This window comes from Acinetobacter sp. FDAARGOS_724, assembly GCF_013364475.1.
Taxonomy (GTDB): domain Bacteria; phylum Pseudomonadota; class Gammaproteobacteria; order Pseudomonadales; family Moraxellaceae; genus Acinetobacter; species Acinetobacter variabilis.
In genome coordinates, this window is record NZ_CP054908.1 from 3,204,041 (window position 1) to 3,228,960 (window position 24,920).

Annotated in this window: 22 protein-coding genes, 2 tRNA genes, 3 rRNA genes and 3 pseudogenes; 20 read left to right on the top strand and 10 right to left on the bottom strand. The window is 43.3% G+C overall.

Translation table 11 applies throughout. From position 1 onward, the window contains the following. The first annotated feature begins 56 nt into the window (after positions 1–56). Positions 57–470, top strand: coding sequence for a hypothetical protein (locus FOC32_RS16730; protein WP_175968122.1), 414 nt, complete (start codon positions 57–59; stop codon positions 468–470). A gap of 21 nt (positions 471–491) precedes the next feature. Here the strand turns inward: FOC32_RS16730 and FOC32_RS16735 are convergent, their stop codons facing one another. Next, positions 492–1,502 carry a metallophosphoesterase gene (locus FOC32_RS16735; protein WP_034704127.1) on the bottom strand — a complete coding sequence of 337 codons (1,011 nt, stop codon included), beginning with the start codon at positions 1,500–1,502 and terminating at the stop codon, positions 492–494. A 101-nt stretch (positions 1,503–1,603) separates the two neighbouring features. Here FOC32_RS16735 and FOC32_RS16740 point away from each other — a divergent pair, with 101 nt between their 5' ends. After that, on the top strand, positions 1,604–3,238 hold the full coding sequence (locus FOC32_RS16740; protein WP_171521878.1) for a phospholipase D family protein: 1,635 nt from the start codon (positions 1,604–1,606) through the stop codon (positions 3,236–3,238). Between the two features lie 35 nt (positions 3,239–3,273). On the opposite strand, the gene FOC32_RS16745 is transcribed toward FOC32_RS16740, so the two are convergent. Further along, entirely contained in the window at positions 3,274–4,083 is an 810-nt protein-coding gene (locus tag FOC32_RS16745) for a lysophospholipid acyltransferase family protein (RefSeq protein ID WP_175968124.1), read from the bottom strand. A gap of 397 nt (positions 4,084–4,480) precedes the next feature. Between FOC32_RS16745 and hflX the strand changes: the two genes are divergently transcribed. From hflX to FOC32_RS16780, 6 genes are all read left to right on the top strand, one after another. Next, positions 4,481–5,821, top strand: coding sequence for a ribosome rescue GTPase HflX (hflX, locus tag FOC32_RS16750; protein WP_175968125.1), 1,341 nt, complete (start codon positions 4,481–4,483; stop codon positions 5,819–5,821). Between the two features lie 34 nt (positions 5,822–5,855). Continuing rightward, positions 5,856–6,227, top strand: a complete 372-nt coding sequence (locus tag FOC32_RS16755) for a hypothetical protein (RefSeq protein ID WP_004785228.1) — start codon at positions 5,856–5,858, stop codon at positions 6,225–6,227. A 9-nt stretch (positions 6,228–6,236) separates the two neighbouring features. Further along, positions 6,237–6,911 carry an LrgB family protein gene (locus FOC32_RS16760; RefSeq protein WP_034171098.1) on the top strand — a complete coding sequence of 225 codons (675 nt, stop codon included), beginning with the start codon at positions 6,237–6,239 and terminating at the stop codon, positions 6,909–6,911. An 87-nt stretch (positions 6,912–6,998) separates the two neighbouring features. Beyond that, a complete protein-coding gene (locus FOC32_RS16765) occupies positions 6,999–7,445 on the top strand; it encodes a DUF2147 domain-containing protein (RefSeq protein ID WP_004785231.1) in 447 nt (148 codons plus the stop codon). A 404-nt stretch (positions 7,446–7,849) separates the two neighbouring features. Beyond that, positions 7,850–8,299 carry a DUF2147 domain-containing protein gene (locus tag FOC32_RS16775; protein ID WP_005237150.1) on the top strand — a complete coding sequence of 150 codons (450 nt, stop codon included), beginning with the start codon at positions 7,850–7,852 and terminating at the stop codon, positions 8,297–8,299. Between the two features lie 140 nt (positions 8,300–8,439). After that, a complete protein-coding gene (locus tag FOC32_RS16780; RefSeq protein WP_034171097.1) occupies positions 8,440–8,886 on the top strand; it encodes a DUF2147 domain-containing protein in 447 nt (148 codons plus the stop codon). Positions 8,887–8,940: 54 nt separating this feature from the next. Here FOC32_RS16780 and FOC32_RS16785 read toward each other — a convergent pair whose 3' ends face one another. The 3 genes from FOC32_RS16785 to pdxA are packed head-to-tail and all read right to left on the bottom strand — an operon-like array spanning position 8,941 to position 11,603. Further along, positions 8,941–9,786 carry a symmetrical bis(5'-nucleosyl)-tetraphosphatase gene (locus tag FOC32_RS16785; RefSeq protein WP_034171096.1) on the bottom strand — a complete coding sequence of 282 codons (846 nt, stop codon included), beginning with the start codon at positions 9,784–9,786 and terminating at the stop codon, positions 8,941–8,943. Positions 9,787–9,791: 5 nt separating this feature from the next. Further along, on the bottom strand, positions 9,792–10,604 hold the full coding sequence (rsmA, locus tag FOC32_RS16790; RefSeq protein WP_005237157.1) for a 16S rRNA (adenine(1518)-N(6)/adenine(1519)-N(6))-dimethyltransferase RsmA: 813 nt from the start codon (positions 10,602–10,604) through the stop codon (positions 9,792–9,794). A gap of 30 nt (positions 10,605–10,634) precedes the next feature. Next, positions 10,635–11,603: a 4-hydroxythreonine-4-phosphate dehydrogenase PdxA gene (pdxA, locus tag FOC32_RS16795; RefSeq protein WP_034171095.1), complete on the bottom strand. Its 969-nt coding sequence runs from the start codon at positions 11,601–11,603 to the stop codon at positions 10,635–10,637. Between the two features lie 535 nt (positions 11,604–12,138). Between pdxA and rplM the strand changes: the two genes are divergently transcribed. From rplM to FOC32_RS16840, 11 genes and pseudogenes are all read left to right on the top strand, one after another. Next, positions 12,139–12,567, top strand: a complete 429-nt coding sequence (rplM, locus tag FOC32_RS16800) for a 50S ribosomal protein L13 (RefSeq protein ID WP_004785249.1) — start codon at positions 12,139–12,141, stop codon at positions 12,565–12,567. A gap of 12 nt (positions 12,568–12,579) precedes the next feature. Next, entirely contained in the window at positions 12,580–12,966 is a 387-nt protein-coding gene (rpsI, locus tag FOC32_RS16805; RefSeq protein ID WP_004785251.1) for a 30S ribosomal protein S9, read from the top strand. Between the two features lie 333 nt (positions 12,967–13,299). Beyond that, a complete protein-coding gene (locus FOC32_RS16810; RefSeq protein WP_104425777.1) occupies positions 13,300–13,968 on the top strand; it encodes a glutathione S-transferase N-terminal domain-containing protein in 669 nt (222 codons plus the stop codon). Further along, the gene (locus FOC32_RS16815) at positions 13,961–14,389 is read left to right on the top strand and encodes a ClpXP protease specificity-enhancing factor (protein WP_175968127.1); all 429 of its coding nucleotides are present in this window, start codon (positions 13,961–13,963) and stop codon (positions 14,387–14,389) included. The genes FOC32_RS16810 and FOC32_RS16815 overlap by 8 nt, the downstream gene beginning before the upstream one ends. Positions 14,390–14,407: 18 nt before the next feature. Next, entirely contained in the window at positions 14,408–15,055 is a 648-nt protein-coding gene (locus FOC32_RS16820; RefSeq protein ID WP_005237167.1) for a hypothetical protein, read from the top strand. 421 nt (positions 15,056–15,476) lie between these two features. Beyond that, a pseudogene (locus FOC32_RS16825) lies at positions 15,477–15,819 on the top strand (roadblock/LC7 domain-containing protein). A gap of 105 nt (positions 15,820–15,924) precedes the next feature. After that, positions 15,925–16,431, top strand: coding sequence for a hypothetical protein (locus tag FOC32_RS17090; RefSeq protein WP_227504423.1), 507 nt, complete (start codon positions 15,925–15,927; stop codon positions 16,429–16,431). A gap of 83 nt (positions 16,432–16,514) precedes the next feature. Then, complete coding sequence (locus FOC32_RS17095; protein WP_227504422.1) at positions 16,515–16,691, top strand: hypothetical protein; 177 nt, start codon at positions 16,515–16,517, stop codon at positions 16,689–16,691. Positions 16,692–16,766: 75 nt separating this feature from the next. Then, the gene (locus FOC32_RS17155; RefSeq protein WP_257220897.1) at positions 16,767–16,901 is read left to right on the top strand and encodes a hypothetical protein; all 135 of its coding nucleotides are present in this window, start codon (positions 16,767–16,769) and stop codon (positions 16,899–16,901) included. 14 nt (positions 16,902–16,915) lie between these two features. Beyond that, positions 16,916–17,459: pseudogene (locus FOC32_RS16835) on the top strand (GTP-binding protein). A 10-nt stretch (positions 17,460–17,469) separates the two neighbouring features. Next, positions 17,470–17,884 (top strand): annotated as a pseudogene (locus FOC32_RS16840) (roadblock/LC7 domain-containing protein). Positions 17,885–17,993: 109 nt separating this feature from the next. On the opposite strand, the gene rrf reads toward FOC32_RS16840, so the two are convergent. The 5 genes from rrf to FOC32_RS16865 form a co-directional block, all read right to left on the bottom strand. Then, a 5S ribosomal RNA gene (gene rrf / locus FOC32_RS16845) occupies positions 17,994–18,108 on the bottom strand. A gap of 182 nt (positions 18,109–18,290) precedes the next feature. Beyond that, positions 18,291–21,182, bottom strand: a 23S ribosomal RNA gene (locus tag FOC32_RS16850). Between the two features lie 379 nt (positions 21,183–21,561). After that, positions 21,562–21,637 (bottom strand) — tRNA-Ala (locus FOC32_RS16855). Between the two features lie 68 nt (positions 21,638–21,705). Further along, positions 21,706–21,782: transfer RNA gene (locus FOC32_RS16860), tRNA-Ile, on the bottom strand. A gap of 61 nt (positions 21,783–21,843) precedes the next feature. After that, positions 21,844–23,381, bottom strand: a 16S ribosomal RNA gene (locus tag FOC32_RS16865). Together the 16S, 23S and 5S rRNA genes with 2 tRNA genes alongside form the textbook arrangement of a ribosomal RNA operon. Positions 23,382–23,927: 546 nt before the next feature. Between FOC32_RS16865 and FOC32_RS16870 the strand changes: the two genes are divergently transcribed. Then, positions 23,928–24,845 (top strand): VacJ family lipoprotein, encoded by a 918-nt coding sequence (locus tag FOC32_RS16870; RefSeq protein WP_175968129.1) that lies wholly within the window; start codon positions 23,928–23,930, stop codon positions 24,843–24,845. The last annotated feature ends 75 nt before the right edge of the window (positions 24,846–24,920 follow it).

The window sequence follows — 24,920 nt, forward strand, 5'->3', positions numbered from 1 at the left end:
TTTGCGGATATTTCGGGAACAATCAAATAAATAAAGCCAGAGAATGAGGTAGAGTGATGCAGGATCTTATTGAGCAACTTACTCAAGAACAGCTGGTAGATATTGTGATTCTGCTAGAGGATGATAAAAAACTGGAAGCCATTCGCTATATCCGGACGCATACAGCTTTAGATGAATCACAGGCGATGCAGGTCATTGATGAAATTGTCCGCGAGCATGATCTGGCGCTAAATCGGAACAATAAAGGCAACATTGGCCCACGCTTTACAGATGATGCAGATGAAAATATTTCAGTGGTAACTACACCTTTGGAAGTTCCAGATCATCCCAACCTGAGCATCGCTAAAGATACTGAGGTGGCTGCACAGCAAGTCGGCAAACGTGTGCCCGGCCGTGAGATTGAAAAGAAAATCTGGATCACCGCAGTCGTGATTTTACTGATTATTATTGTGCTCTGGTTGCTGCTTTAGCAGCAGTAAATGAATCCTTTTTTATACCAATTCGATAATATCAATGGTTGGTGGTACGCGAAAACGAAATGGCACGCCCACCATACCCGTTCCCACAGTCACAAATACATCTGCATGTTCATGCCGGTATAGACCTTTTTTATGGCCCAGAATGGAGACCTTTTTCATCACATAATCCGTCAGCCAAGGTAACTCGACCTGTCCACCATGCGTATGCCCAGAAAGCATCAGTGGTCGTGTTGGCAACTTCGGCACCATATCCACGGTATCTGGATTATGCGACAGAATCACCCAAGGTTTGTCTTGAGGCAGATCCGGCATTGCGCGCATATCGGTTTTTCCAGCCCAAAGATCTCCTACGCCTAAGAGACGAAATTCGTCAAACTCGACAATCTGCCCTTCAATGTCCATAACCTGATTCACTTCCAGCGCATAACGAAGCAATTCCTGAATAGGCGGGCCAGGATACTGTTCATCATGATTCCCTGTCACCGAATATACTGGCGCATGAATTTCTTTCAAAACCGCCAGCTCCTGTGCCAGTTTATTTTCAGGTTCATAGGTCCAGTCCCCTGCGACCACCACCAAGTCCGGTTTCAGATGATTCAGCTTATGCACAATCTGTCTTAACTGACGTTCATGTCCGGAAAACAGACCAATATGTAAATCTGCAATCAGGGCAATCCGTACCGGCTTTTTAAGTTTCTGTTGAGGATTGATTTGATAAGGCGTGGTTTCGACCCGAATCAAATGTGGCTCGATAAAACGTGCATAACTGAGTACGGCACTAATCACGAAAATAAAAATAGACTCATGAATCGAATAGTAGCCCATCCATCCTGCATAAATACTGAAGAACACCAGCGGAATCAGCAAATACGCCAGATAGAAAGCCAGCAGGTGACAAAACGCTTTAAAGGGATGAATGGTTTCTGTACGCGACTGACTCGACCAGGCCTGATATACTGCCCAAACGGCAAGAATGGCCATGCCTAGATAAAAATAAAAAAGTACGGAACTGGTATCCCACATAGATTTGCCTTGTCGAGTCGAGGAGCTGATTAGTGGCTTTATATTTATCTTTTCATAGCTGGCAATTATACTCAATCCAAATTTTTCAGTCTTTGATGTTTATGGTAAATGCTCCCCACGCTTCCGCTCACTCAAAACCTTCTGGCTTATCAAAAGCTTACCGCTATAAAGCTGGCATTTTACTGAGCTGCAGCCTGGTACTCGGCATTCCTGCTTGCAGTACGCTGCCTCCGCAAACTGAACAACCTAGCCGGATGGCATTTGAAACGGATACCTCACAAACCAGTCTGGCCCAGATTGTTGAGCCTTTACGTCGGCAGAATATTGGCCTGACCGGTTATCACGTGCTGCCAGATCCGCTTGAAGCACTCGCTGCACGTATCCAGCTGATTAATAAAGCAGAACGTAGTCTGGACCTCCAATACTACATTTGGGACAATGACCGTATTGGTGCATTGGCCTTGCATGCCCTCATTCAGGCAGCAGACCGTGGCGTCAAAGTCCGTTTATTGATGGATGATAACAATGCCAAGAAAATGGAAGGCATTTATCTGGCGCTGGATCAGCACCAGAATATTGAGGTCAAACTGTATAACCCCTACCGTTTCCGTAAATACCGTGCCATGGATATGCTGCTGGATCTAAAACGGATCAACCGCCGCATGCATAACAAAAGCTTTATTGCCGATAACCAGATTGCCCTGATTGGCGGCCGTAATATGAGTAACCAATATTATAACGTTAGTGATAGTTATCAGTTTTCTGATGTAGATGTGATGCTGGTCGGTGCCGCTTCTGATGAAATCATTCATTCTTTTGATGAATACTGGAATGATGATTATGCCTATCCGGTTCGGCAGATTGTCAATCCTCGCCATCACACGCTACGCTACCCGAGCCTGAAACAGCAGCTGGAAGAATATAGTCATGATACTGCAATCCAGAACTACCTGAATCTGGCCAATCGCTCACAGGCTTTCGATAAATGGCTGGAACACAACATTCAACTCGATTGGGTGGAAGCTGAAGTCGTCAAAGACCCGCCAAGTAAAATCAAGTCAAAGGCTAAAACTGAAGATCACTTGAACTTCCAACTATTACAACATCTGGAAAAACCGGAAGAAAGTGTGGATATCGTGTCGGCCTATTTTGTACCGGAAAAACAGGGGGCAGAACGTCTCAAAAAACTGGCTTCAGAAGATGTCAAAGTTCGTGTACTCACCAACTCTTATAAGGCCAATGACGTGCCGCTGGTCCATGCCTTTTATGCCAAATATCGTCAGGAACTGCTAGAAAATGATGTAAAACTTTATGAGTTTTTGGCCGCGCCAGATGCCGACAACCTGAATGCCAATACTGAAGAGCTGGCACAAAAAGCGAAGGTCAGCTTAAAAGGCCTGAGCCGTTCCAGCCTGCATGCTAAACTGATGGCCATTGATCAGAAACAGGTATTTATCGGCTCTTTTAATTTCGATCCGCGTTCGGCTTATTTGAATACTGAAATTGGCGTATTGCTAAATAGTCCTAATCTGGCCCGTGCGGTACATGAAACCATGGACAAAAACTTAAGCAAGTATGCCTATAAGCTGGTTCTGGATGCCAACCAGAATATTAACTGGAAAATCCGCAATGCCAAAGGTGAAACAAAGACCTTTAAAAAAGAGCCGGGAATGAAGTGGTATCAAAAAGCCTCAATAAAATTCCTGTCGATACTCCCGATCGAAGGTTTTATGTAATGAATATCTCTGAATATTTCTAATAAAAAAGCCTCTTAATGAGGCTTTTTTAATACTTTGGCTTGCAACCTTTGCAAACCCTCCAGCATATTTTCATGCACTAGTGCAGTCAGGCTTTCTACTGTATGCCCTTCGGTCGCAATTGCCGGCAAGGCCATCAGATGAGCTGTTACTTTAGGCATTTCAAGAACATTCTGTACATGTTTGGCAAAACTGATATTCCCAATAAAAGGCGCCACCATATCCAGCTCACCCTGCTGATTTACATAACAGATCAGACAGATTTGTACCGGACGTTGCGCTTCGATTGCTGCACCGAGAATACGACCATAAATTTTTTTAATTGAGCGTCCATCAGATGTGGTTGCTTCAGGAAAAAACAGGACTGGAATATTCTGCTTTAGAAAATCGGTAATCTGTTCACGGATTCTGACCGAATCTCCTGAACCACGCTTGATAAATAAGGTGCCACCGCCTTTAGCCAGCTTGCCCAAAATTGGCCAATTTTCAATTTCAGCTTTGGCCAGAAAAAACACTCGCGCGCCTGAACCCAAAACGGCGATATCCAGCCAGGATACATGATTGCTCACCCATAATGCAGGCTCACGTGGAATCACGCCATGGACCTGAACCTCGATATTAAACACCTTGCACAACTGGCGACAGAAATACTGCACATATCGGGTATTGTTCGGGTTATTCGGGTCTTTATATAAACCATGACGGTAAACCAGATAAAATCCTTGGCTGATGGCTGCTAATGCAGAAGTCGTTTTTCTTGTATAAAGAAAGAATTTTGCAAAACCTTGTATCTCAGGTGATTGATTTTGTACAGTCGAGTTCATAAAAAGATCACTAAATCCTAAACAAGATACAGGGAATATCCACGAATTAAACCCATTTTATACTGTTCATGTCCAACTTGCATTGATAATAAAAAACGACCAAGTACATCTATATTTTCAATTTAAATTCATTAAATGAATTAAATAAAATAAATCAATCGAAATATTAGATTAAAAAGGATGCTCATCATGCAAGATGAAACAGTGAAATCAGCTGAGATGATTCGACCCTTAAAAGTATTAAGCTATATCTTGGTTGGTACCTTGTTATATACAGTTTTGCTCGTAACACTTACACAACTGTTTGTCACGGCACTCTAAAACAAAGCCCGCTATTTCAGTATCTGTAAAGTTCATTTTCAACTAAAATGAAGTTTTCAACTGGAGATTGGCCTGAGTGGAATATTTTGAGCAACATCAGGGAAAAGAACGCGTCATACTGGTCAGTGTGAGTGTACAAATGCTGGATGACCTTGATGCTGAAGAGTTTCATCTGTTAGCTCAATCTGCAAATGCCGAAATTCTGGAACATCTTTTTGTTCAACGCTTAAAACCGGATGCCAAATTCTTTGTGGGTTCAGGAAAAGCAGAAGAAATTGCTGAACGGGTCAAAGAACTGGATGCCAATCTGGTTATTTTCGATCATGCGCTGACACCTGCTCAAGCACGTAACCTGGAAAATGTGGTACATTGCCGGGTAGTAGACCGTACCGAACTCATCCTCGATATCTTTGCGCAGCGTGCCCGTACCTATGAAGGGAAACTGCAAGTTGAACTGGCACAGTTACAGCATCTGTCTTCACGACTGGTTCGTAGCCGCACCAATCTGGATAGCCAGAAAGGCGGGATCGGTCTGCGTGGGCCGGGTGAAACCCTGCTAGAAACAGATCGCCGTTTATTGCGTATCCGCATGGGACAGCTTAAAGCCAAAATAGAAAAAGTCCGTCAAACCCGTATTCAGGGCCGTGTTGCACGCCAAAAAGCGGCTGTTCCAACCGTGTCTTTAGTAGGTTATACCAATGCGGGGAAATCTACCTTGTTCAATATTCTGGCCGATAGCGATGTTTATGCAGCTGACCAACTATTTGCGACTCTGGACCCAACTTTAAGACGCCTGCAATGGGACGGCGTCGGCAATCTGGTACTGACAGATACGGTAGGTTTTGTACGTAATCTTTCACACTCACTTGTTGAATCTTTTAAAGCAACTTTGGAAGAAACCGTTGAAGCCACTCTGCTTTTACATGTGATCGATTCCAGCAGTCTGGAAATGCTTGAACAAATTGAAGCCGTTGAAAAGGTGCTCAAGGAAATTGGCGCTGACGTTCCAGTTTTAAGGGTTTATAATAAAATTGACTGTAGCGGTGAGGATGCCAAAATCATTTACCGCCAGCCCGGTCAGCCTGAACGGGTCTATGTTTCAGCACATAGCGGTGAAGGTCTGGATCTATTACGCAAAGCTGTACATGAAGCATTAATGGGTCAGATTCAACACTTTGAACTGGTATTGAAACCTGCCTATGGCAAACTGCGCAATCAACTTTATGCGCTGAATGTGATTCAGTCCGAACATTATGACGATGAAGGTCAATTGCATATCAATGTAAGGATTGCACCTCCGAAGCTGGAACAATTGATCAAACAGGCACATTTACCGATAGAAGAAATTCTGGGATCTCAAGCACTTCAATTCCAGCGTCCACTTGAAGAGTTTGAAATTCGGCCTAAGATCGAGTAAAACTTGATAAGTAAACTTTTAAATGACATCACCAATGAACTGGATAAAACATATTGACTGGCCAGCATGGATCGGCACTCTCCTCTTAATTATTGTATTTCGTGAAGCTTCAGTCTGGCTAATGACCCAGCTAGATCACCCTGAACTGGGCAATCTGGTCGGACTCATCAGCCTGCTAGTCACCTTATTTGCCTGGCGCTATTTTGGCAAAATTCCAGCGCGTCTGGTGGATACCAATAACAAGCTGATGAAAGAAAGTGCCTTCGCTTTTTTACCAATTAGTGCAGGCGCGCTAATTATGCTGATGCATATGGGACAAAAAATTCCGGCCTTCATGCTGGTGTTATGCCTGAGCACTCTGCTCCCTCTTTGGATCTACGCCAAAATGGCAAAACGCTGGTTATAGGAGTCGCACATGTTTTCTGTTCTTTATGGCTTTGCGATTACCTTAATTGCTTATCTGCTTGCTAAACCCTGCAATCGTGTTATTCCGCAAATTCCTGTGATTGTGTTTAGCATGTTCTTGGTGCTGGTGATTTTATTGGTGCTCGGTATTCCTTATGAGCATTATATGGATGAAGTCAATCCACTGTTTAACCATTTGCTCGGTTATGTCACGGTTGCACTGGCGATTCCACTAGCGGCCATGCGTTATGATGACCTGCCGCTGAAAGCCATTATTGGGATTCTCGTTTTTGCCAGTATCAGTGCGGTTGCCTTACCGATGGGTCTCGCCTATTTGCTGCATATGTCTTCTGGCGACATCATGGCCTTTGCCACCCGTGCAGTCACAACACCAATTGCAATTAATATTGCAACCTTACTGGAGGCACCTGTTAGTCTGGCCATTCTGATCGTCATTTTGTCTGGCGTAATTGGTGCAGCATTTTCACCATTTATTTTACGATATATCAATGATGAGCGTGCTTCAGGTCTGGCTCTAGGTCTAGCAGCACATGCGATTGGTACAGCTCAAGCTTGGCAGCGTGGTAGTGTTGCCGGACGTTATGCTGCGTTTGGCATGGCAGTGAATGCCGTTTTTACTGCGATCTGGTTGCCAACTTTTATACTTTATCTGCAAAAAATGTGACTCATCAATCAATATTTAACGTTTGTTTCTGAATGAAACTATTCTTACTATAGGGAAATAAAGAATTTTTCACTCAGGAACAGACCTATGAAAAAGGTTCAATTATTATCCGTTTTAGCCCTGACCTTTTTCAGTCATCTGGCTTTCGCTTCTGATATTTCAGGTACCTGGAGAAGTATTGACGATAAAACAGGATCCGCCAAAGCGATTTTGGAAATTCGTGAAACTTCAAATGGTGTTTATACCGCCAAAATTACCAAGATTACGCCTCGTCCTGGCTACACACCGCGCGAAACCTGTGTTTCCTGCCCTGCACCTTATACCAATAAACCGATTCTTGGTCTGGATGTACTCACCGGCTTAAAGGATGCAGGTAATAATAATTTCTCTCAGGGCAAACTGATTGACCCTTTATCTGGCAATATTTATAACACCAAAGCTAAATTAAGTGCCAATGGCAAACGTCTAACCCTACGTGGTTATGTGGGTGTTTCAGCCTTAGGACGCAGCCAGACTTGGATTAAACAAGATTAATTCATGACTTAGTGCACAGAAGCTTGCATTTTCATGCATTAAGTTGTATCAATATTAGACAGATGCTTTTTTTATGCAATATAAAACATGCATATAAATATTAGATTCATTTGCTTTAACAGGCTTAGCATCAAACGGATTTTGATGGGCAATATAAGGAGATAGAATGCAAGACATTACCATGTTAAAGATCTTATTGAATTTCTCTGCTTTTACTGAAAATTCAGCCACAAAGCAATTAACATCGGCATATTTCTGTCATGGGGAATCAACAGGGTTAAAGCAGATTGATCGAGCAATCTGCAACGCTCATTACTCTAAAATCAACCAAAATTAAAAAACCACACGCTTGTGTTTGGGATAGTTTGTTTCATCTATCATCTATGAAAAAAGGATAAATATAAATGAATAAATCTAAATTAGGATTAATGCTCATTGCTACATTCATGACTGGGACCATTTATGCACAAGACTTGACCGGGACATGGCAACAAATCGATGATAAGACTGGTTCACCAAAAGCACTGATTGAAATCCGTCAGGACAGCAATGGTACTTATGCCGGCAAGATTGTCAAAGTAACGCCTCGTCCAGGTTATACCCCGCAAAAAACCTGTAATAAATGTCCTGCTCCTTATACTAATCAGCCAATCCTGGGGATGGATGTACTGACAGGTTTAAAACAGGTTGGTGATAGCGTGAATTATGAAAAAGGTCGTGTGATTGATCCATTGACAGGTAAAATTTACGATGCCAAGGTTCGTCTGAGCAGCAACGGCAAACGTTTAACCCTACGCGGTTATGTGGGTGTATCTGCTCTGGGTCGTAGCCAAACCTGGATTCGTCAGGAATAAGTTCACACTTTTTCTCAAAGCTGCCAAACAGGCAGCTTTTTTTATAAATTTAATTCCATGTTTTTAATTATTTATTGACTATTTGTGCAATCTTCCTAACATGTGCGGGTAATAATGAAAAGTTCTTTGGAATGATGGATATGTTAAAGAAGATATTCCTTGCCACATTGACTACAGGATTCATGATGAACCTGTGGGCTCAAGATATTAGCGGAACCTGGCAACAAATTGATGATAAAACTGGAGCAGCAAAAGCCATCATTGTCATCGAAAAAGAAGCAAATAATACTTACTCAGGCAAGATTGCGAAAATCACGCCACGTCCAGGTTATACACCACGCGAAAAATGTAATAAATGTCCAGCCCCTTATACCGATCAACCGATTTTAGGCATGACTATTCTAAAAGGCCTGAAACACGTTGAAGGCACCAAAAATTATGAAAAAGGTCGTGTCATTGATCCATTGGCAGGTAAAATTTATGATGCCAAGGTTCGTCTAAACAATACCGGCAAGCGTTTAACGCTACGTGCCAGTATGGGCGTTTCAGTTCTGGGTCGCAACCAGACCTGGATTCGTGTAGACTAATGATCAGCACACAAAAAAGCCACGTTGAACGTGGCTTTTTTAGCTTTGAATTTTTTAAAATACCGGATTATCGACAGCGAACATTTGTTGGTCTTCCAGACGATAAGCCATCAGCTGATTACCCCAGACACAGCCACCATCGACATTCTGAATTCGCTCAGAAATGGTTTTACCCTGTAAAGCGGCCCAGTGTCCAAATACAATTTGATGGGTTGCTGCAGTTTTCGATTCAAATTCAAACCAGGGCTTAAAACCTTCTGGCATCGGATCATCCAGTGAATCTTTAAAACTATATTCCAGACGCCCTTCTGCATCAGTTAAACGCATCCGGGTCAGGTAATTCACGATACAGCGTGTACGCTCATGACCTTCTAATTCATCTGACCAGAGTGTAGGCTCTTTCCCAAACATTTCCTTTAAGAAAGTATCCACCACCTCAAAATCATCATGGGCAATAATGGCTTCTACTTCTTTAGCCAATTCAGCCGTCTTGGCTGCATCCCAGATATTGGGAATACCGGCATGGGTCAGTACCGTCTGTTCATTCGGAAACAGACACATCGGCTGTTTACGGATCCAGTCAATTAACTCATCACTGTCGATCGCATCAATCACATCACGGACATTATCCTTGTCTTTAATCGGCTTAATACCGCGTGCATAAGCCAGCAAAGTCAGGTCATGATTACCCAGCACTGTTGCCGCCACGCCATTATCGACAAGCTTTTTAATGAAGCGTAATGCACCCAGCGAGTTTTCCCCTCTAGCCACCAGATCACCAGCAAACCAGACAAAGTCCTGATCAGGATCAAAACGGATTTTTTTCAGCAGTGCCTTCAAGGCTTCAAAACAGCCTTGTACATCACCAATCATATAATTGTATCGAACAGTGCGGGTCATTATTTTTAAGCTACCATTTGATCAGATAATGCCACAAATTGGGCAAGTGACAGTGTCTCTGGACGTGCCATTGGATCCACACCTGCCTTTTCAAAACCATCTTCAACCAGCATCCCTTTCAGGCTATTACGCAAAGTCTTACGGCGCTGGGTAAATACATGCGATACCAGACGAGCCAAAGCTTTTTCATTTTTTGCCATGATCGGTTTTACATCATATGGCTCCAAACGGAACACGGCAGATGTCACTTTTGGTGGCGGATTAAAAGAACCTGGCGGCACTTCAAACAGAAAAGTCGGTTTGCAGTAATACTGGATCATCACCGACAAACGACCATATTCTTTGGTGTTCGGTGAAGCTGTAATACGATCGACCACTTCTTTTTGCAGCATGAAGTGCATGTCTTTCACTTTGTCACCAAATTCCAGGAGATGGAACAATAGTGGCGTTGAAATGTTATAAGGCAGGTTTCCGACTACACGTAGCGGACGACCTTCTTCAAACAAATTGGTGAAATCGTATTTCAGTGCGTCTGTTTCAATAATGGTTAAACGTTCAGGATGCGGCACACGACCCGGCAAACCAGCGGCCAAGTCACGGTCCAGCTCAAGTACGGTCAAGGCATCACATTCACCAATTAAAGGAGATGTCAAAGCAGCCAGACCCGGGCCAATTTCAACAATATTTTCGCCTGCACGCGGATTTACCGAACGCACAATTTTGGCAATGACACGTTGGTCATGTAAGAAGTTTTGACCAAAACGCTTGCGCGTGTGATGCCCTTCATCTTTTGGGTTTAAGGCATTAATCTGATACATAGACATTTCCAACGTGTAATAAAGACGAGATCATTGACGCGCTAAATCCAGCGCCAAGTCCACAGCCACATGTAAGCTTGAGCTTTTCGCAAGGCCTGTACCTGCGAGGGAGAGTGCTGTGCCGTGATCGACAGAAGTTCGGATAAACGGTAAGCCCAAAGTAATATTGATGGCTTCACCAAAACCCTGAGATTTTAACACAGGTAAACCCTGATCGTGATACATCGCCAGAACAGCGTCGGCATCTTTCAAATTTTCAGCGGTAAATAAAGTATCTGCAGGCAGGCTCAGACTCATATTGATACCTTGAGTACGGTAAGTCTCCAGTACTGGATTGATGACTTCAATCTCTTCCATACCCAAATAACCGCCCTCACCTGCATGTGGATTTAAACCACAGACCAGAATATGCGGATGCTCGATTTTAAACTTCGATTTTAAGTCATGAATCAGGATATCAATCACCTGATGTAAGCGTTCCGGAGTAATGGCATCGGCAACTGCACGAAGTGGCAGATGGGTGGTTGCTAAAGCAACACGTAAAGTTTTAGTCGCTAGCATCATCACCACACGCGGTACACCAGCAAATTCCTGGTAATACTCGGTATGACCACTGAAATGGATGCCTGCATCATTAATGACTGACTTCTGCACTGGCGCTGTAGCCACTCCGACACTTTTGCCTGACATGGCATATTCGGCTGAACGATGTAGCTGTTCCAGTACATAAGCAGCATTATGGCTATTCAGCTGACCTAGTACTACCGGCTCTTTTAAAGGCACATGCTCGACATAAAGCTGACCTTTTTCTGAAGAAGTCGTTTGCCCCTGATAATCGATCAGTTCAACCAGAAGTTTTAACTGCTGTGCCCGTTGACGGAGCATTTCCAGATCGGCAAGTACCACCAATGGACGCTCATCAATACGATCCGCCAGACTCAGGCAAATGTCTGGACCAATTCCGGCAGGTTCACCACTGGTAATATATAAAGGCAGCATGACTTTCTTCTGTATTATCAATTGTCCTTATTTTAGTACAAATTTCACAGGGAAAGTTTTAGATAAAGGTTTAGATGATGTTTATTCAAATAATACTGTACCTTTCTCATTATATTAAAGAAAGATAAAACCGGACTGACTTCAATAAACCCTATAAAGAGTTTCAGGCAATCCTCTCAACACTCGACATGTTTAGCTTTTGGTATTTTCAAGGAGGATTGTCTCAAGTTTAGAAAGCAAACCTAGGCAGACTCGAAGACAGGCCATTTGCTAAAGAAATACATATTAAAAAACAGGTGAATCCATTCATACAAAGACGTGCCCCTAGTCTTAGGTCCGTTTTATTATTTAATGATTAATCATATGTGTTTATAAGCTAAAAATCCTACTGGTCATTCATTGAAAGACGTTGTAAAATACAGCGCTTGAAATTTTATATTTTCATTGTGGTTCTCCTGGCTTTCGGGTAGAATTCGGTCTCCTTTTGTTTGGACAGCTTCCATAGTCCAAACCAACTATAATAGGTAGTGGTTTAATGAAAACTCTCAGCGCTAAGCCAGCTGAAGTTCAACACGACTGGTACGTTGTTGATGCTTCTGGCAAAACTTTAGGTCGTCTCGCGACTGAAATCGCTCGTCGTTTACGCGGTAAGCATAAAACTTCTTATACTCCTCACGTTGACACTGGTGATTACATCGTTGTTATCAATGCTGAGCAAGTTCAAGTGACTGGTAACAAATCACTTGACAAGAAATACTATCGCCATACTGGTTTCCCTGGTGGTATTCGTGAAACTAATTTTGAAAAATTAGTTGCTCACAAACCAGAAGAAATTTTCCAACGCGCTGTAAAAGGCATGTTGCCAAAAGGTCCTCTTGGTTATGCAATGATCAAAAAAATGAAAGTGTACGCTGGTACTGAGCATCCACATACTGCTCAACAGCCACAAGTTTTGGACATCTAAGGGATACAGCACATGGCTACTAACTATGGTACAGGTCGCCGTAAGACCGCAACTGCACGTGTTTTCCTATCTGCTGGTACTGGTAAACTCGTAATCAACAACCGTTCTTTAGAACAATACTTCGGTCGTGAGACTGCTCGTATGGTTGTTCGTCAACCTCTAGAGCTTCTTGAAGCGACTGAGAAATATGACCTTTACATCACTGTTGCTGGTGGTGGTATCGGTGGTCAAGCAGGCGCTATCCGTCACGGTATTACTCGTGCACTGATCGCTTCTGACGAAACTCTTAAACCTGCTCTTCGTCAAGCTGGTTTCGTTACTCGTGATGCTCGTGAAGTTGAACGTAAGAAACTTGGTTTACGTAAAGCTCGTAAACGTCCTCAATTCTCTAAACGTTAATTCGTTTACCGAATCGGACAAAAAAACCCTGGTTTATTCCAGGGTTTTTTATGGCTTGAAATTGACCACTTAGTTGGATTCTATATTTATTGTTCATGCACATCCTTACCCCATACCCCTTCATGACACCAGAAGGATTTGGTCAGATAATAATTCGCAACACCGATGATAATAAACAGAATGATTAAGCCAAAATTCATGATCATATTGTTCTGCTCCTTTCATTTTTTTCTCTACTCTACCCTGCCTTAGTCCAATTGGCTTTTTATGCTTCGTGCTTTTTAGGTTGATTTTTAGTATCCTAGTCTATTCATTAGAACTTAATCAGGATTTATGTCAGTCGAAAGCGCGCCACTTCAAGGACTCACCTTATATAGCCATGCCGATGACTTTCGTTCCCATTGGATTCGCTACGTACTTGCTGAAAAGCAGATTAAATATAACCTGATCCTGGTCGATAGCGATGATGAAGATCTGGCCAGCCTCAATCCTTATAACCAGCTGCCCATGCTGATTGAAAATGATTTAAAATTATTCAATACCAGCATCATTTCAGAATATATAGACGATCGTTACCGCCAGAACAAGCTCTATGCAGATGCCCCCATGCCACGTGCGGAACAGCGGCAATATATCTGGCGTTTTGAAAATGACTGGCTCAAACTGGCCGATATCATGCTATGCCATCCGGATACTCTGGACGCTGCAGCCAAAGTGAAGGCTCAAAAACAGTTGCATGATATCCTGATTTCATTAACGCCCTTGTTCCAGCATTTTCCTTATTTTATGTCGGAACAATTCAGCATCTTAGATTGTATGCTGGCTCCCATTTTCATTCGACTCAAAAGCATGGGAGTAGAATTACCTCGACAACAATGTCGTCCATTTTATTTATATTGCCAACGAGTTTTTAGCCGTCCTGCATTTGCAAAATCCATGACCTTGCAGGAAAAAAACCGCTACCAAGAGCAAATCAAACCTGTAGAGAAACATCATGTCTGAACAAGAATTCAACTTAAGTCCTACCCGTCCCTATATGGCACGTGCAATCTATGAGTGGATTTGCGATAACAATATGACGCCTTATCTACTGGTCGATGCTACAGGTCCAAATACCATGGTACCCGAGCAGTTTATTAAAGATGGCCAGATTGTCCTGAATATTGTGCCGCATGCAGTTCATGCGCTGAATATGGATAACGAAGCCATCACCTTCTCAGCACGTTTTGGTGGTGTATCACGTGATATCTATGTACCGATGGCAGCAGTCCTCGGGATCTATGCACGTGAGAACGGTCAAGGATTATTCTTTGATCCAAATGAATATGAGCATACACAAAATGATGAAGATGCTTTAAAATCAAGCACTGAAGAACAGCCTGAACCCGCAAAGAAAAAACCAACCCTAAGGTTATTAGATTAAAAATAATGGAGTAAGTGAATGGCTTTTGATTTAGTACAATATTTTGTTGAACAGATAGAAACTCAAAAGCCTGAGCTTCTACAAAGCTATACAAAAGAAGAAAGACGTAAATATATTTCAGAAATCAATGCTCTCACTTTAGGCAAACTGATTAGCGAATGGCGCAATAACCCGCAAAAAATTTATAATGAAATCAAGCATCCAGATGAACTTTATATCCTGGAAATCGCCCGTCACCTGACTACCCGAGTGGAAAACCAGTCAACTTTACCAAAACCCGAGCTGGAACAGCTCACGTCTGAAATTTTCCATTTTCAGCTGACTGAATTAAAGCAGTTACATGATACTGGCAATCATAATCAGACCAGTATCCAAGAGCTGCTAAAAGGACAAATTGAACATTTGTCTGGCCAGGCAGATGATTGGGTTTGGACAACAAATAACCTAACAGAACTCAAAGGCTCTAAACCAATTCATGAAGAAGAGCTATCATTAGAAGCATCAATGAAGGAGTTTAGCCAAATGGTTCATCAAAATAGCCAGCATCATGATGTTGAAGAAGTTGCTGTTGTAGAAACACCAACCTGGGCAAAAATCGTTGAGCCAGTGGTTGCGCTTGCGATTCTTTGGGTATTGATTGATGCAGTATTACGCGTATTTGCATAAATACTTCAACCTCAAAAATTCAGTTTTACTAAAAGCCAATGAGATATTGGCTTTTTTTATTCTTTAAATTTATCAGGAAATGAAGTGAATCAATTTTCTTAACTGAAATTTTTACCTAACTAGCCCCATAATTCATTCAAAATATTTTATTACATCTTTTAGATTAAGGTGAGATTATAGATCAAAAAATAATCACAAAATCACTTCACATATCCTTAAATAAAAAGGTAAACGCATCACATAATTAAAAAGTACAAGTTAAAAATTAAAATCTAAAGTAAACCATTAAATTTTATATAGTTTTTATTTCAATTGTAATTTACTTGCCCATTTTTATAATGAATTTGAATGAAAAAGATAATATTCGAACTTCATCAAATACAACTAACGCATCAACTATTTTTATAACAGGGAAATAATTGTGGCTAAGGTAACCTTAGATACACTTACAGATATTGATGGTTTCGTTGCTGCAGCATTAGCTGATGGTGAAAGCGGGCTTGGCTTTAGCAACTCAAGGTGGTGGCAATACCGATCTTAAACTTGCAGCAGCCGGCAATACAGAAGTGGTTCGCGCTAAACGCTGTGTAGCGAATTCATTAAACCTGAATGACTCGATTGAAGATATTCTGATTACGCTGGGCAAGCAATATCATCTCATTCGCCCACTAGAAAAGAATAACAATGTATTTCTGTACCTTGTACTGGATCGCTCTAAAGCAAACCTGGCTATGGCTCGTCATGAGCTTAAATCTTTTGAATAAGGTTTAGACTTCAGCTAATACACAGTTTTCCCCTTTATTTCATGCGATAAAGGGGATTCTTATGCGCTTCACCCAATAAAATATTAAGTTTAATCGAGACTTAAAATGCATAGGCATTATATTCATATTGGAATAGCAGGTTTAAGTATTCACGATGCTGATGAACTAAAAAAGACTTTACAACACATCACTCCTGACCATTTTATCCTGCAATGGAACACTGCTTCCGATCCTCATCTCGATTGCCTGTTGGTGTATGAATACTTTCTTGAAACAGAGGGTATTCAACGTGTTCTCAAAAACCAAAAATGTCCTTATTTATGCATCTCTAAAAATGCTCAATATTCGAACCAGATTATAAATAACACGCTCGCTTTACCCCTGCAAAACACACAAATTCTCAAGCAATGGTTTGAGCAAAATGTTCTTAATTCAGAAATTAAACCAGAAATAGAAGAACCTATATTTTCAACGCTAGTTCATTCCCAGCAATCTTCTGACCATCCCTACACAATTAACTTTTTTAAAGAGATGCTGCATCCTGAAAAAGGCAAATTACATCTTTATGACCGGCATGGCACCATTGCCATCATTGACTCAGCAAAAACCTAGCCTGGTTAAACAAAGACCGGGCTGAAACAGGCACAGACTTTTCTTTTCAATATGACTTCGCCTCTACTAGCGACCTATTAAAAGTGACACGTAGAGAAACGCAGATTTTACAAGACTGGTTATGGAATTTTTTCTGTAACTCGCCTAGTTTTGCCCAGATCGCACCTGAAGATGGTCACTATAAAATTCATTACTGGCCAAAGCCGGCTCATCCGCTGCATAAAAAACGTATTTTTCAGATATCTGCCTGCTTTATTTAAGGCGGTAAGATTTCAAAAATTGCTGAGCAACATGCAATTTCTTTACTCACGCTTCGACAATTTATCGCAGCCAGTATGGCTTCAGGAAATATTGAAAAAATTAATGCTTGGGAAAGTCGTTATCGCGCCACTGCGCCAGTTGAAAGAACAGAACAGCAAAGTTTCATTAAAAACTTTTTTGGAAAGCTACGATTTAAATTTGGATTTTAATAAAGTAAATACTTATGATTTTACAACAATATAAAATCGTTTTTGCGGGCTCCATGGGCGCAGGTAAAACAGCCGCGATACGTTCATTATGTGATATTCCAGTGTTACTCACTGAGGCACTGAATACTGACGACCGCAGTCATTCAAAAATGGAAACCACGGTAGGAATCGATTATGGTGAAATCACCTTAGAAGATGGAACCAAAATTGGCCTATATGGGACGCCAGGACAAAGCCGCTTTGACTTTATCTGGCCTGTCATCTGTCAGGGCGCACTAGGTGCTATTATCCTTATTGATCATACAGTAAATGACCCGATCCAGGAACTGGAAAGCTCTATCGAAGTATTCCAGGAATATACCAATAATATTGCCATTGGGATTACGCATAGTGATCTTGAAAGCCCTCATTTTACCCAGATTTATAGGGACTGGCTGATCCAGCCGGATCTCTATACTCCCCCTCTTTTTTGTAGATACACGTCAAAAAGACAATATCTTACTTCTCTTAGAAGCCTTAATTACTTCAATCGAAATCAACCATAACCTCATGAGCTAAGGATTAAAGCATGCTTACTATACAAGAAAGACGTCAAGCCCCGGAAGCCCTCGTTCAGCATGCTAAACAACAAATTCAGGAGATTATTAGCAATGTTCGTGGCGTATATTATGTAATGGTCTGCTCAACAGATGGGTTTGAATTGGCCACAATTCATAAGAAAGACAACTATAACAACAGCAAACTGGCTGCGGTGAGCAGTTCGATTTTAGCGATGGTTTCTGCATTTACCAAGGAAATCCATCTTACTGGCTGTCAGAGTATTACTTTGGATGCAGAAAATGGTAAAGCCATTTTGACAGCGGTTGCAGCACCGAAACATCCTCTCATTCTGGTTACCTTGGCTGAAAAAGATATTTTTATTGGGTCAGGCCCTGTATATGCTAAAGCATGCAACACAATCCATTATCGCGGCAGATCAATAAATAGATAGATTCAAAAAGGCTTAAATTTATTTAAGTCTTTTTCTATTTCATCTTTATTTCACGCATAAAAAAAAGCCCCCTGCGTAAGCAGAGGGCTTTTGGAATAATGAGCTGGCGATGACTTACTCTCACATGGGAGACCCCACACTACCATCAGCGCTAAGAGGTTTCACTTCTGAGTTCGGGAAGGGATCAGGTGGTTCACTCTTGCTATGGTCGCCAGCACAACTGTTTATGGATACTCGCTTAGTCTTACATATTGCTAAGGTTTCTACCAAATGAGTTATTAACAGATATATCTGAGTTAATTTAAGGTGTTCATTGTATCTAGCTTTTGAACTAAATCAAGTTGCTTCGGTTATTTGTGAATCAATTGATGCTTTATATACAACTGCTTGGGTGTTGTATAGTCAAGCCTCACGAGCAATTAGTATTGGTCAGCTTCACATATCGCTATGCTTCCACATCCAACCTATCAACGTCGTAGTCTTCAACGGCTCTTTAGGAGACATAAAGTCTCGGGGAAATCTTATCTTGAGGTAGGCTTCCCGCTTAGATGCTTTCAGCGGTTATCCCTTCCGAACATAGCTACCCGGCGATGCGACTGGCGTCACAACCGGTACACCAGAGGTTCGTCCACTCTGGTCCTCTCGTACTAGGAGCAGATCCTCTCAAATTTCCAGCGCCCACGGTAGATAGGGACCGAACTGTCTCACGACGTTCTAAACCCAGCTCGCGTACCTCTTTAAATGGCGAACAGCCATACCCTTGGGACCTGCTTCAGCCCCAGGATGAGATGAGCCGACATCGAGGTGCCAAACACCGCCGTCGATATGAACTCTTGGGCGGTATCAGCCTGTTATCCCCAGAGTACCTTTTATCCGTTGAGCGATGGCCCTTCCATACAGAACCACCGGATCACTAAGACCTACTTTCGTACCTGCTCGACTTGTGGGTCTCGCAGTTAAGCGCGCTTTTGCCTTTATACTCTACGCGTGATTTCCGACCACGCTGAGCGCACCTTCGTACTCCTCCGTTACTCTTTAGGAGGAGACCGCCCCAGTCAAACTACCCACCAGACATGGTCCTCGCTCCCGATCAGGGAGCAGAGTTAGAACCTCAATATTACCAGGGTGGTATTTCAAGGACGGCTCCATGGCAACTAGCGTCACCACTTCAAAGCCTCCCACCTATCCTACACAAGTAAGATCAAAGTTCAATGTCAAGCTGCAGTAAAGGTTCACGGGGTCTTTCCGTCTAGCCGCGGGTACACCGCATCTTCACGGCGAATTCGATTTCACTGAGCCTCTGCTGGAGACAGCGCCGCCATCATTATGCCATTCGTGCAGGTCGGAACTTACCCGACAAGGAATTTCGCTACCTTAGGACCGTTATAGTTACGGCCGCCGTTTACTGGGGCTTCGATCAAGAGCTTCGCTTACGCTAACCCCATCAATTAACCTTCCAGCACCGGGCAGGCATCACACCCTATACGTCCACTTTCGTGTTTGCAGAGTGCTATGTTTTTAATAAACAGTTGCAGCGGCCTGGTTTCTGAGGCTGCCAACAGCTCAAGGAGCAAGTCCTATCACCGCCGGCAGCGTACCTTCTCCCGAAGTTACGGTACCATTTTGCCTAGTTCCTTCAGCAGAGTTCTCTCAAGCGCTTTGGTCTACTCGACCTGACCACCTGTGTCGGTTTCGGGTACGATTCCAGTGTAACTGAAGCTTAGAGACTTTTCCTGGAAGTATGGTATCAGCCACTTCACCAGTAAACTGGCTTGCTATCAACTCTCAGCATAGAGCACCCCGGATTTGCCTAAGATGCATGCCTACTGTCTTCCACCTGGACAACCAACGCCAGGCTGACTTAACCTTCTCCGTCCTCTCATCGCATTACACTGAAGTATTGGAATATTAACCAATTTCCCATCGACTACGCCTCTCGGCCTCGCCTTAGGGGTCGACTCACCCAGCCCCGATTAACGTTGGACTGGAACCCTTGGTCTTTCAGCGAACGGGTTTTTCACCCGTTTTGTCGTTACTCACGTCAGCATTCGCACTTCTGATACCTCCAGCAGACTTCTCAATCCACCTTCATCGGCTTACAGAACGCTCCCCTACCACTTGCAATAAATTGCAAATCCGCAGCTTCGGTACATAGTTTTAGCCCCGTTACATCTTCCGCGCAGGCCGACTCGACTAGTGAGCTATTACGCTTTCTTTAAAGGGTGGCTGCTTCTAAGCCAACCTCCTAGCTGTCTATGCCTTCCCACATCGTTTCCCACTTAACTATGATTTAGGGACCTTAGCTGGCGGTCTGGATTGTTTTCCTCTTGACTACGGACGTTAGCACCCGCAGTCTGTCTCCCGGATAGTACTCATTGGTATTCGGAGTTTGCATCGGTTTGGTAAGTCGGGATGACCCCCTAGCCGAAACAGTGCTCTACCCCCAATGGTATTCGTCCGAGGCGCTACCTAAATAGCTTTCGGGGAGAACCAGCTATCACCGAGTTTGATTAGCCTTTCACCCCTATCCACAAGTCATCCCCTGGCTTTTCAACGACAGTGGGTTCGGTCCTCCAGTTAGTGTTACCCAACCTTCAACCTGCTCATGGATAGATCACCCGGTTTCGGGTCTATACCCAGCAACTATACGCCCTATTAAGACTCGATTTCTCTACGGCTCCCCTATGCGGTTAACCTCGCTACTGAATATAAGTCGCTGACCCATTATACAAAAGGTACGCAGTCACCACACGAAGTGGCTCCCACTGCTTGTATGCATGCGGTTTCAGGATCTATTTCACTCCCCTCACAGGGGTTCTTTTCGCCTTTCCCTCACGGTACTGGTTCACTATCGGTCAGTCAGGAGTATTTAGCCTTAGAGGATGGTCCCCCTATATTCAGACAAGGTTTCACGTGCCTCGCCCTACTCGACATCATCATATCAGCCCTTTCGTGTACAGGACTATCACCCACTATGGTTGCACTTCCCAGAGCATTCCACTAAAACTGATATGACTTAATGGGCTGTTCCCCTTTCGCTCGCCGCTACTGAGGGAATCTCAATTGATTTCTTTTCCTACGGATACTGAGATGTTTCACTTCTCCGCGTTCGCCTCATAAACCTATGTATTCAGTTTATGATACCGACCTTATAGCCGGTGGGTTCCCCCATTCAGACATCTCCGGATCACAGGATATTTGCCGCCTCCCCGGAGCTTTTCGCAGGCTATCACGTCTTTCTTCGCCTCTGACTGCCAAGGCATCCACCACATGCACTTAATTACTTGACTATACAACCCCAAACAGTCGTTACACCTACAAGTCAGTGTAGCAACGTAGTTGTTTGCGATCTTGTGAACTTAATCACTGTACAGCTTCAATTAGATTCATATACCAAAACGCTTGATTCAGTTAATTTCGCTAGTTCTCATTCAATCACTTCAACAATCAATCTTGCGATCTCTTGTTTCCGCTCTTGTATGAGTATGAACAAATTATTTCAACTCAAATATATTCTGTTAATGATTTAATGCATCCTCGTCGGACTGCATTACTGTGATAAATCACAGAGATTAATAACAATGCCGCGTATTATACGCCGCTTTCTTACTAAGCTCTATAAGCTATCAAACCGTTTGCTTAATGTTTAACTCATTGCATCGCAATGAGTGGTGGAGACTAGGAGAGTCGAACTCCTGACCTCCTGCGTGCAAAGCAGGCGCTCTACCAACTAAGCTAAGTCCCCAGCTTATCATATAGGATTCAATGTTCTGATTTTCTGCTTTACTCTGCAATTACTTGCTTCGTCAGGAGTGGTGGGTCTGACAAGACTTGAACTTGTGACCCCACGCTTATCAAGCGTGTGCTCTAACCAACTGAGCTACAGACCCTCAGATACATCGTCATGAAGAACAACTTGTTGTGGATTCTTACCAATCGTCAATCTTTCGTTAAGGAGGTGATCCAGCCGCAGGTTCCCCTACGGCTACCTTGTTACGACTTCACCCCAGTCATCGGCCACACCGTGGTAAGCGTCCTCCTTGCGGTTAGACTACCTACTTCTGGTGCAACAAACTCCCATGGTGTGACGGGCGGTGTGTACAAGGCCCGGGAACGTATTCACCGCGGCATTCTGATCCGCGATTACTAGCGATTCCGACTTCACGCAGTCGAGTTGCAGACTGCGATCCGGACTACGATCGGCTTTTTGAGATTAGCATCTGCTCGCGCAGTAGCAACCCTTTGTACCGACCATTGTAGCACGTGTGTAGCCCTGGCCGTAAGGGCCATGATGACTTGACGTCGTCCCCGCCTTCCTCCAGTTTGTCACTGGCAGTATCCTTAAAGTTCCCACCCAAAGTGCTGGCAAATAAGGAAAAGGGTTGCGCTCGTTGCGGGACTTAACCCAACATCTCACGACACGAGCTGACGACAGCCATGCAGCACCTGTATCAGAGTTCCCGAAGGCACCAATCCATCTCTGGAAAGTTCTCTGTATGTCAAGGCCAGGTAAGGTTCTTCGCGTTGCATCGAATTAAACCACATGCTCCACCGCTTGTGCGGGCCCCCGTCAATTCATTTGAGTTTTAGTCTTGCGACCGTACTCCCCAGGCGGTCTACTTATCGCGTTAGCTGCGCCACTAAAGCCTCAAGGGCCCCAACGGCTAGTAGACATCGTTTACGGCATGGACTACCAGGGTATCTAATCCTGTTTGCTCCCCATGCTTTCGCACCTCAGTGTCAGTATTAGGCCAGATGGCTGCCTTCGCCATCGGTATTCCTCCAGATCTCTACGCATTTCACCGCTACACCTGGAATTCTACCATCCTCTCCCATACTCTAGCTAACCAGTATCGAATGCAATTCCCAAGTTAAGCTCGGGGATTTCACATTTGACTTAATTAGCCACCTACGCGCGCTTTACGCCCAGTAAATCCGATTAACGCTTGCACCCTCTGTATTACCGCGGCTGCTGGCACAGAGTTAGCCGGTGCTTATTCTGCGAGTAACGTCCACTTATCCCGGGTATTAACCAGGTAAGCCTCCTCCTCGCTTAAAGTGCTTTACAACCAAAAGGCCTTCTTCACACACGCGGCATGGCTGGATCAGGGTTCCCCCCATTGTCCAATATTCCCCACTGCTGCCTCCCGTAGGAGTCTGGGCCGTGTCTCAGTCCCAGTGTGGCGGATCATCCTCTCAGACCCGCTACAGATCGTCGCCTTGGTAGGCCTTTACCCCACCAACTAGCTAATCCGACTTAGGCTCATCTATTAGCGCAAGGTCCGAAGATCCCCTGCTTTCTCCCGTAGGACGTATGCGGTATTAGCGTCCCTTTCGGAACGTTGTCCCCCACTAATAGGCAGATTCCTAAGCATTACTCACCCGTCCGCCGCTAGGAATCAGGTGCAAGCACCCTATCCCCGCTCGACTTGCATGTGTTAAGCCTGCCGCCAGCGTTCAATCTGAGCCATGATCAAACTCTTCAGTTAAAATCATTTCGAGTTTTATAAGTAAAACTCTTAAACTTGGCTCATCAATTTCCTGACTTAAATTTCGCTCAAATAAACTTCGAGTAATTCAAACCAATCAATCAATGAAAATAATTTCGATCAATCAACCAGTAAAAATCCACACAAGTTGTTCTTCATAATCTCTTAATGATCTTCTTACTACTTCGTCAGTAGCAAGCTAGGTCGGCTATACTACTCTCTATCTCTAGAAAGTCAACCAGTAATGAAAATTATTTTTAAACTCCCTTTCTAAAACCCAACTCAACCATTTATGCTAAGTTACTGTTTTATCAGAAGTTTTAATCTTCATCACCGCCGATGGATGTGCATTCTACAGTATTTCAGATGCCTTGCAACAACTTTTTTAAATAAATCTTACCGCATGTCTAATTTTTAGTCTTTTATGAAGTTTTTATCCATTTATTATACAATTTTGCTTAAATTACGCCTATTCCTAGTAATACAGTTTATTATTCCGGGTTAAACAACGCCACTATACTCAGAACAAGGCTTTGGGGTTTCCTTATGCATCGCTCTATTTATTTATCTTTATGCTTATTTTCTTTGGCCTCTAGCCCATTAATTTTTGCTGAAGACACTACTCAGGCTGAACAGACTGAAATAGAAACTGAATCTTCTACTACTACTGATACGGTTCCACTCAGAGAAAAAATATCTTCCAAGGTGAGTCACCTGCAAACCCAGCTAAAAGTCGATGCTAGTGCTGCACAGGCTGAAGAAGTTAAAGATCCTTTTCAGAGCTGGAATAGAAAGGTGTATCAATTTAATGATGCAATCGATCAGGCAGTCGTTCGCCCCATTGCGGTTCAGTATCAGAAAAAGGTTCCTCAAGATGTTCGTGGCAGCTACACCCAGTTCCGTAGCAATTTGGGTGAACCATGGAATGCGGTAAACCAGTTGATTCAGGGCCGTCCTGCTCGTGCGGCAAAATCTTTGGGCCGTTTTACCATTAATACCTTAACTACTTTAGGTCTGGCAAATCCTGCCCGTCGTCTGGGATTGGATCATGAAGATGAAAAGTTCGGGATCACACTAGGTTATTATGGTGTACCTTCTGGCCCTTATGTGATGTTACCGTTCCTAGGCCCAAGTTCTGTGCGTGATACTTTCGGTATGGCAGTCGATAGCCAGACCCGTCCACAGAAATATATTCTTGAAGATGATGAAGGCTTGTATTGGGGTGATCAATTCTGGCGTGCAATTGATAATCGTGCAGAATTACTTGATATTGAAGGTGTGTTAACAGGTGATCGTTATGCACAAATTCGCGATATTTATTTGCAGCGCACCAATTATATGATTGCCCAGAAAAAAGGTCTGGAACAGGAATCTTTATTCCTTGAAGATGACTTCGATGATGAAAATCTTGAAGATGAATCTCTCGATGAAAATGAGACTGAATCTTCTAGTGATGACCTTTGAAACCTAAGCTCAATGATGATTTGCTAGCGGAAACTGTTCGCTAGCAATCATTTGCTTGTTATAGTACATCTTATA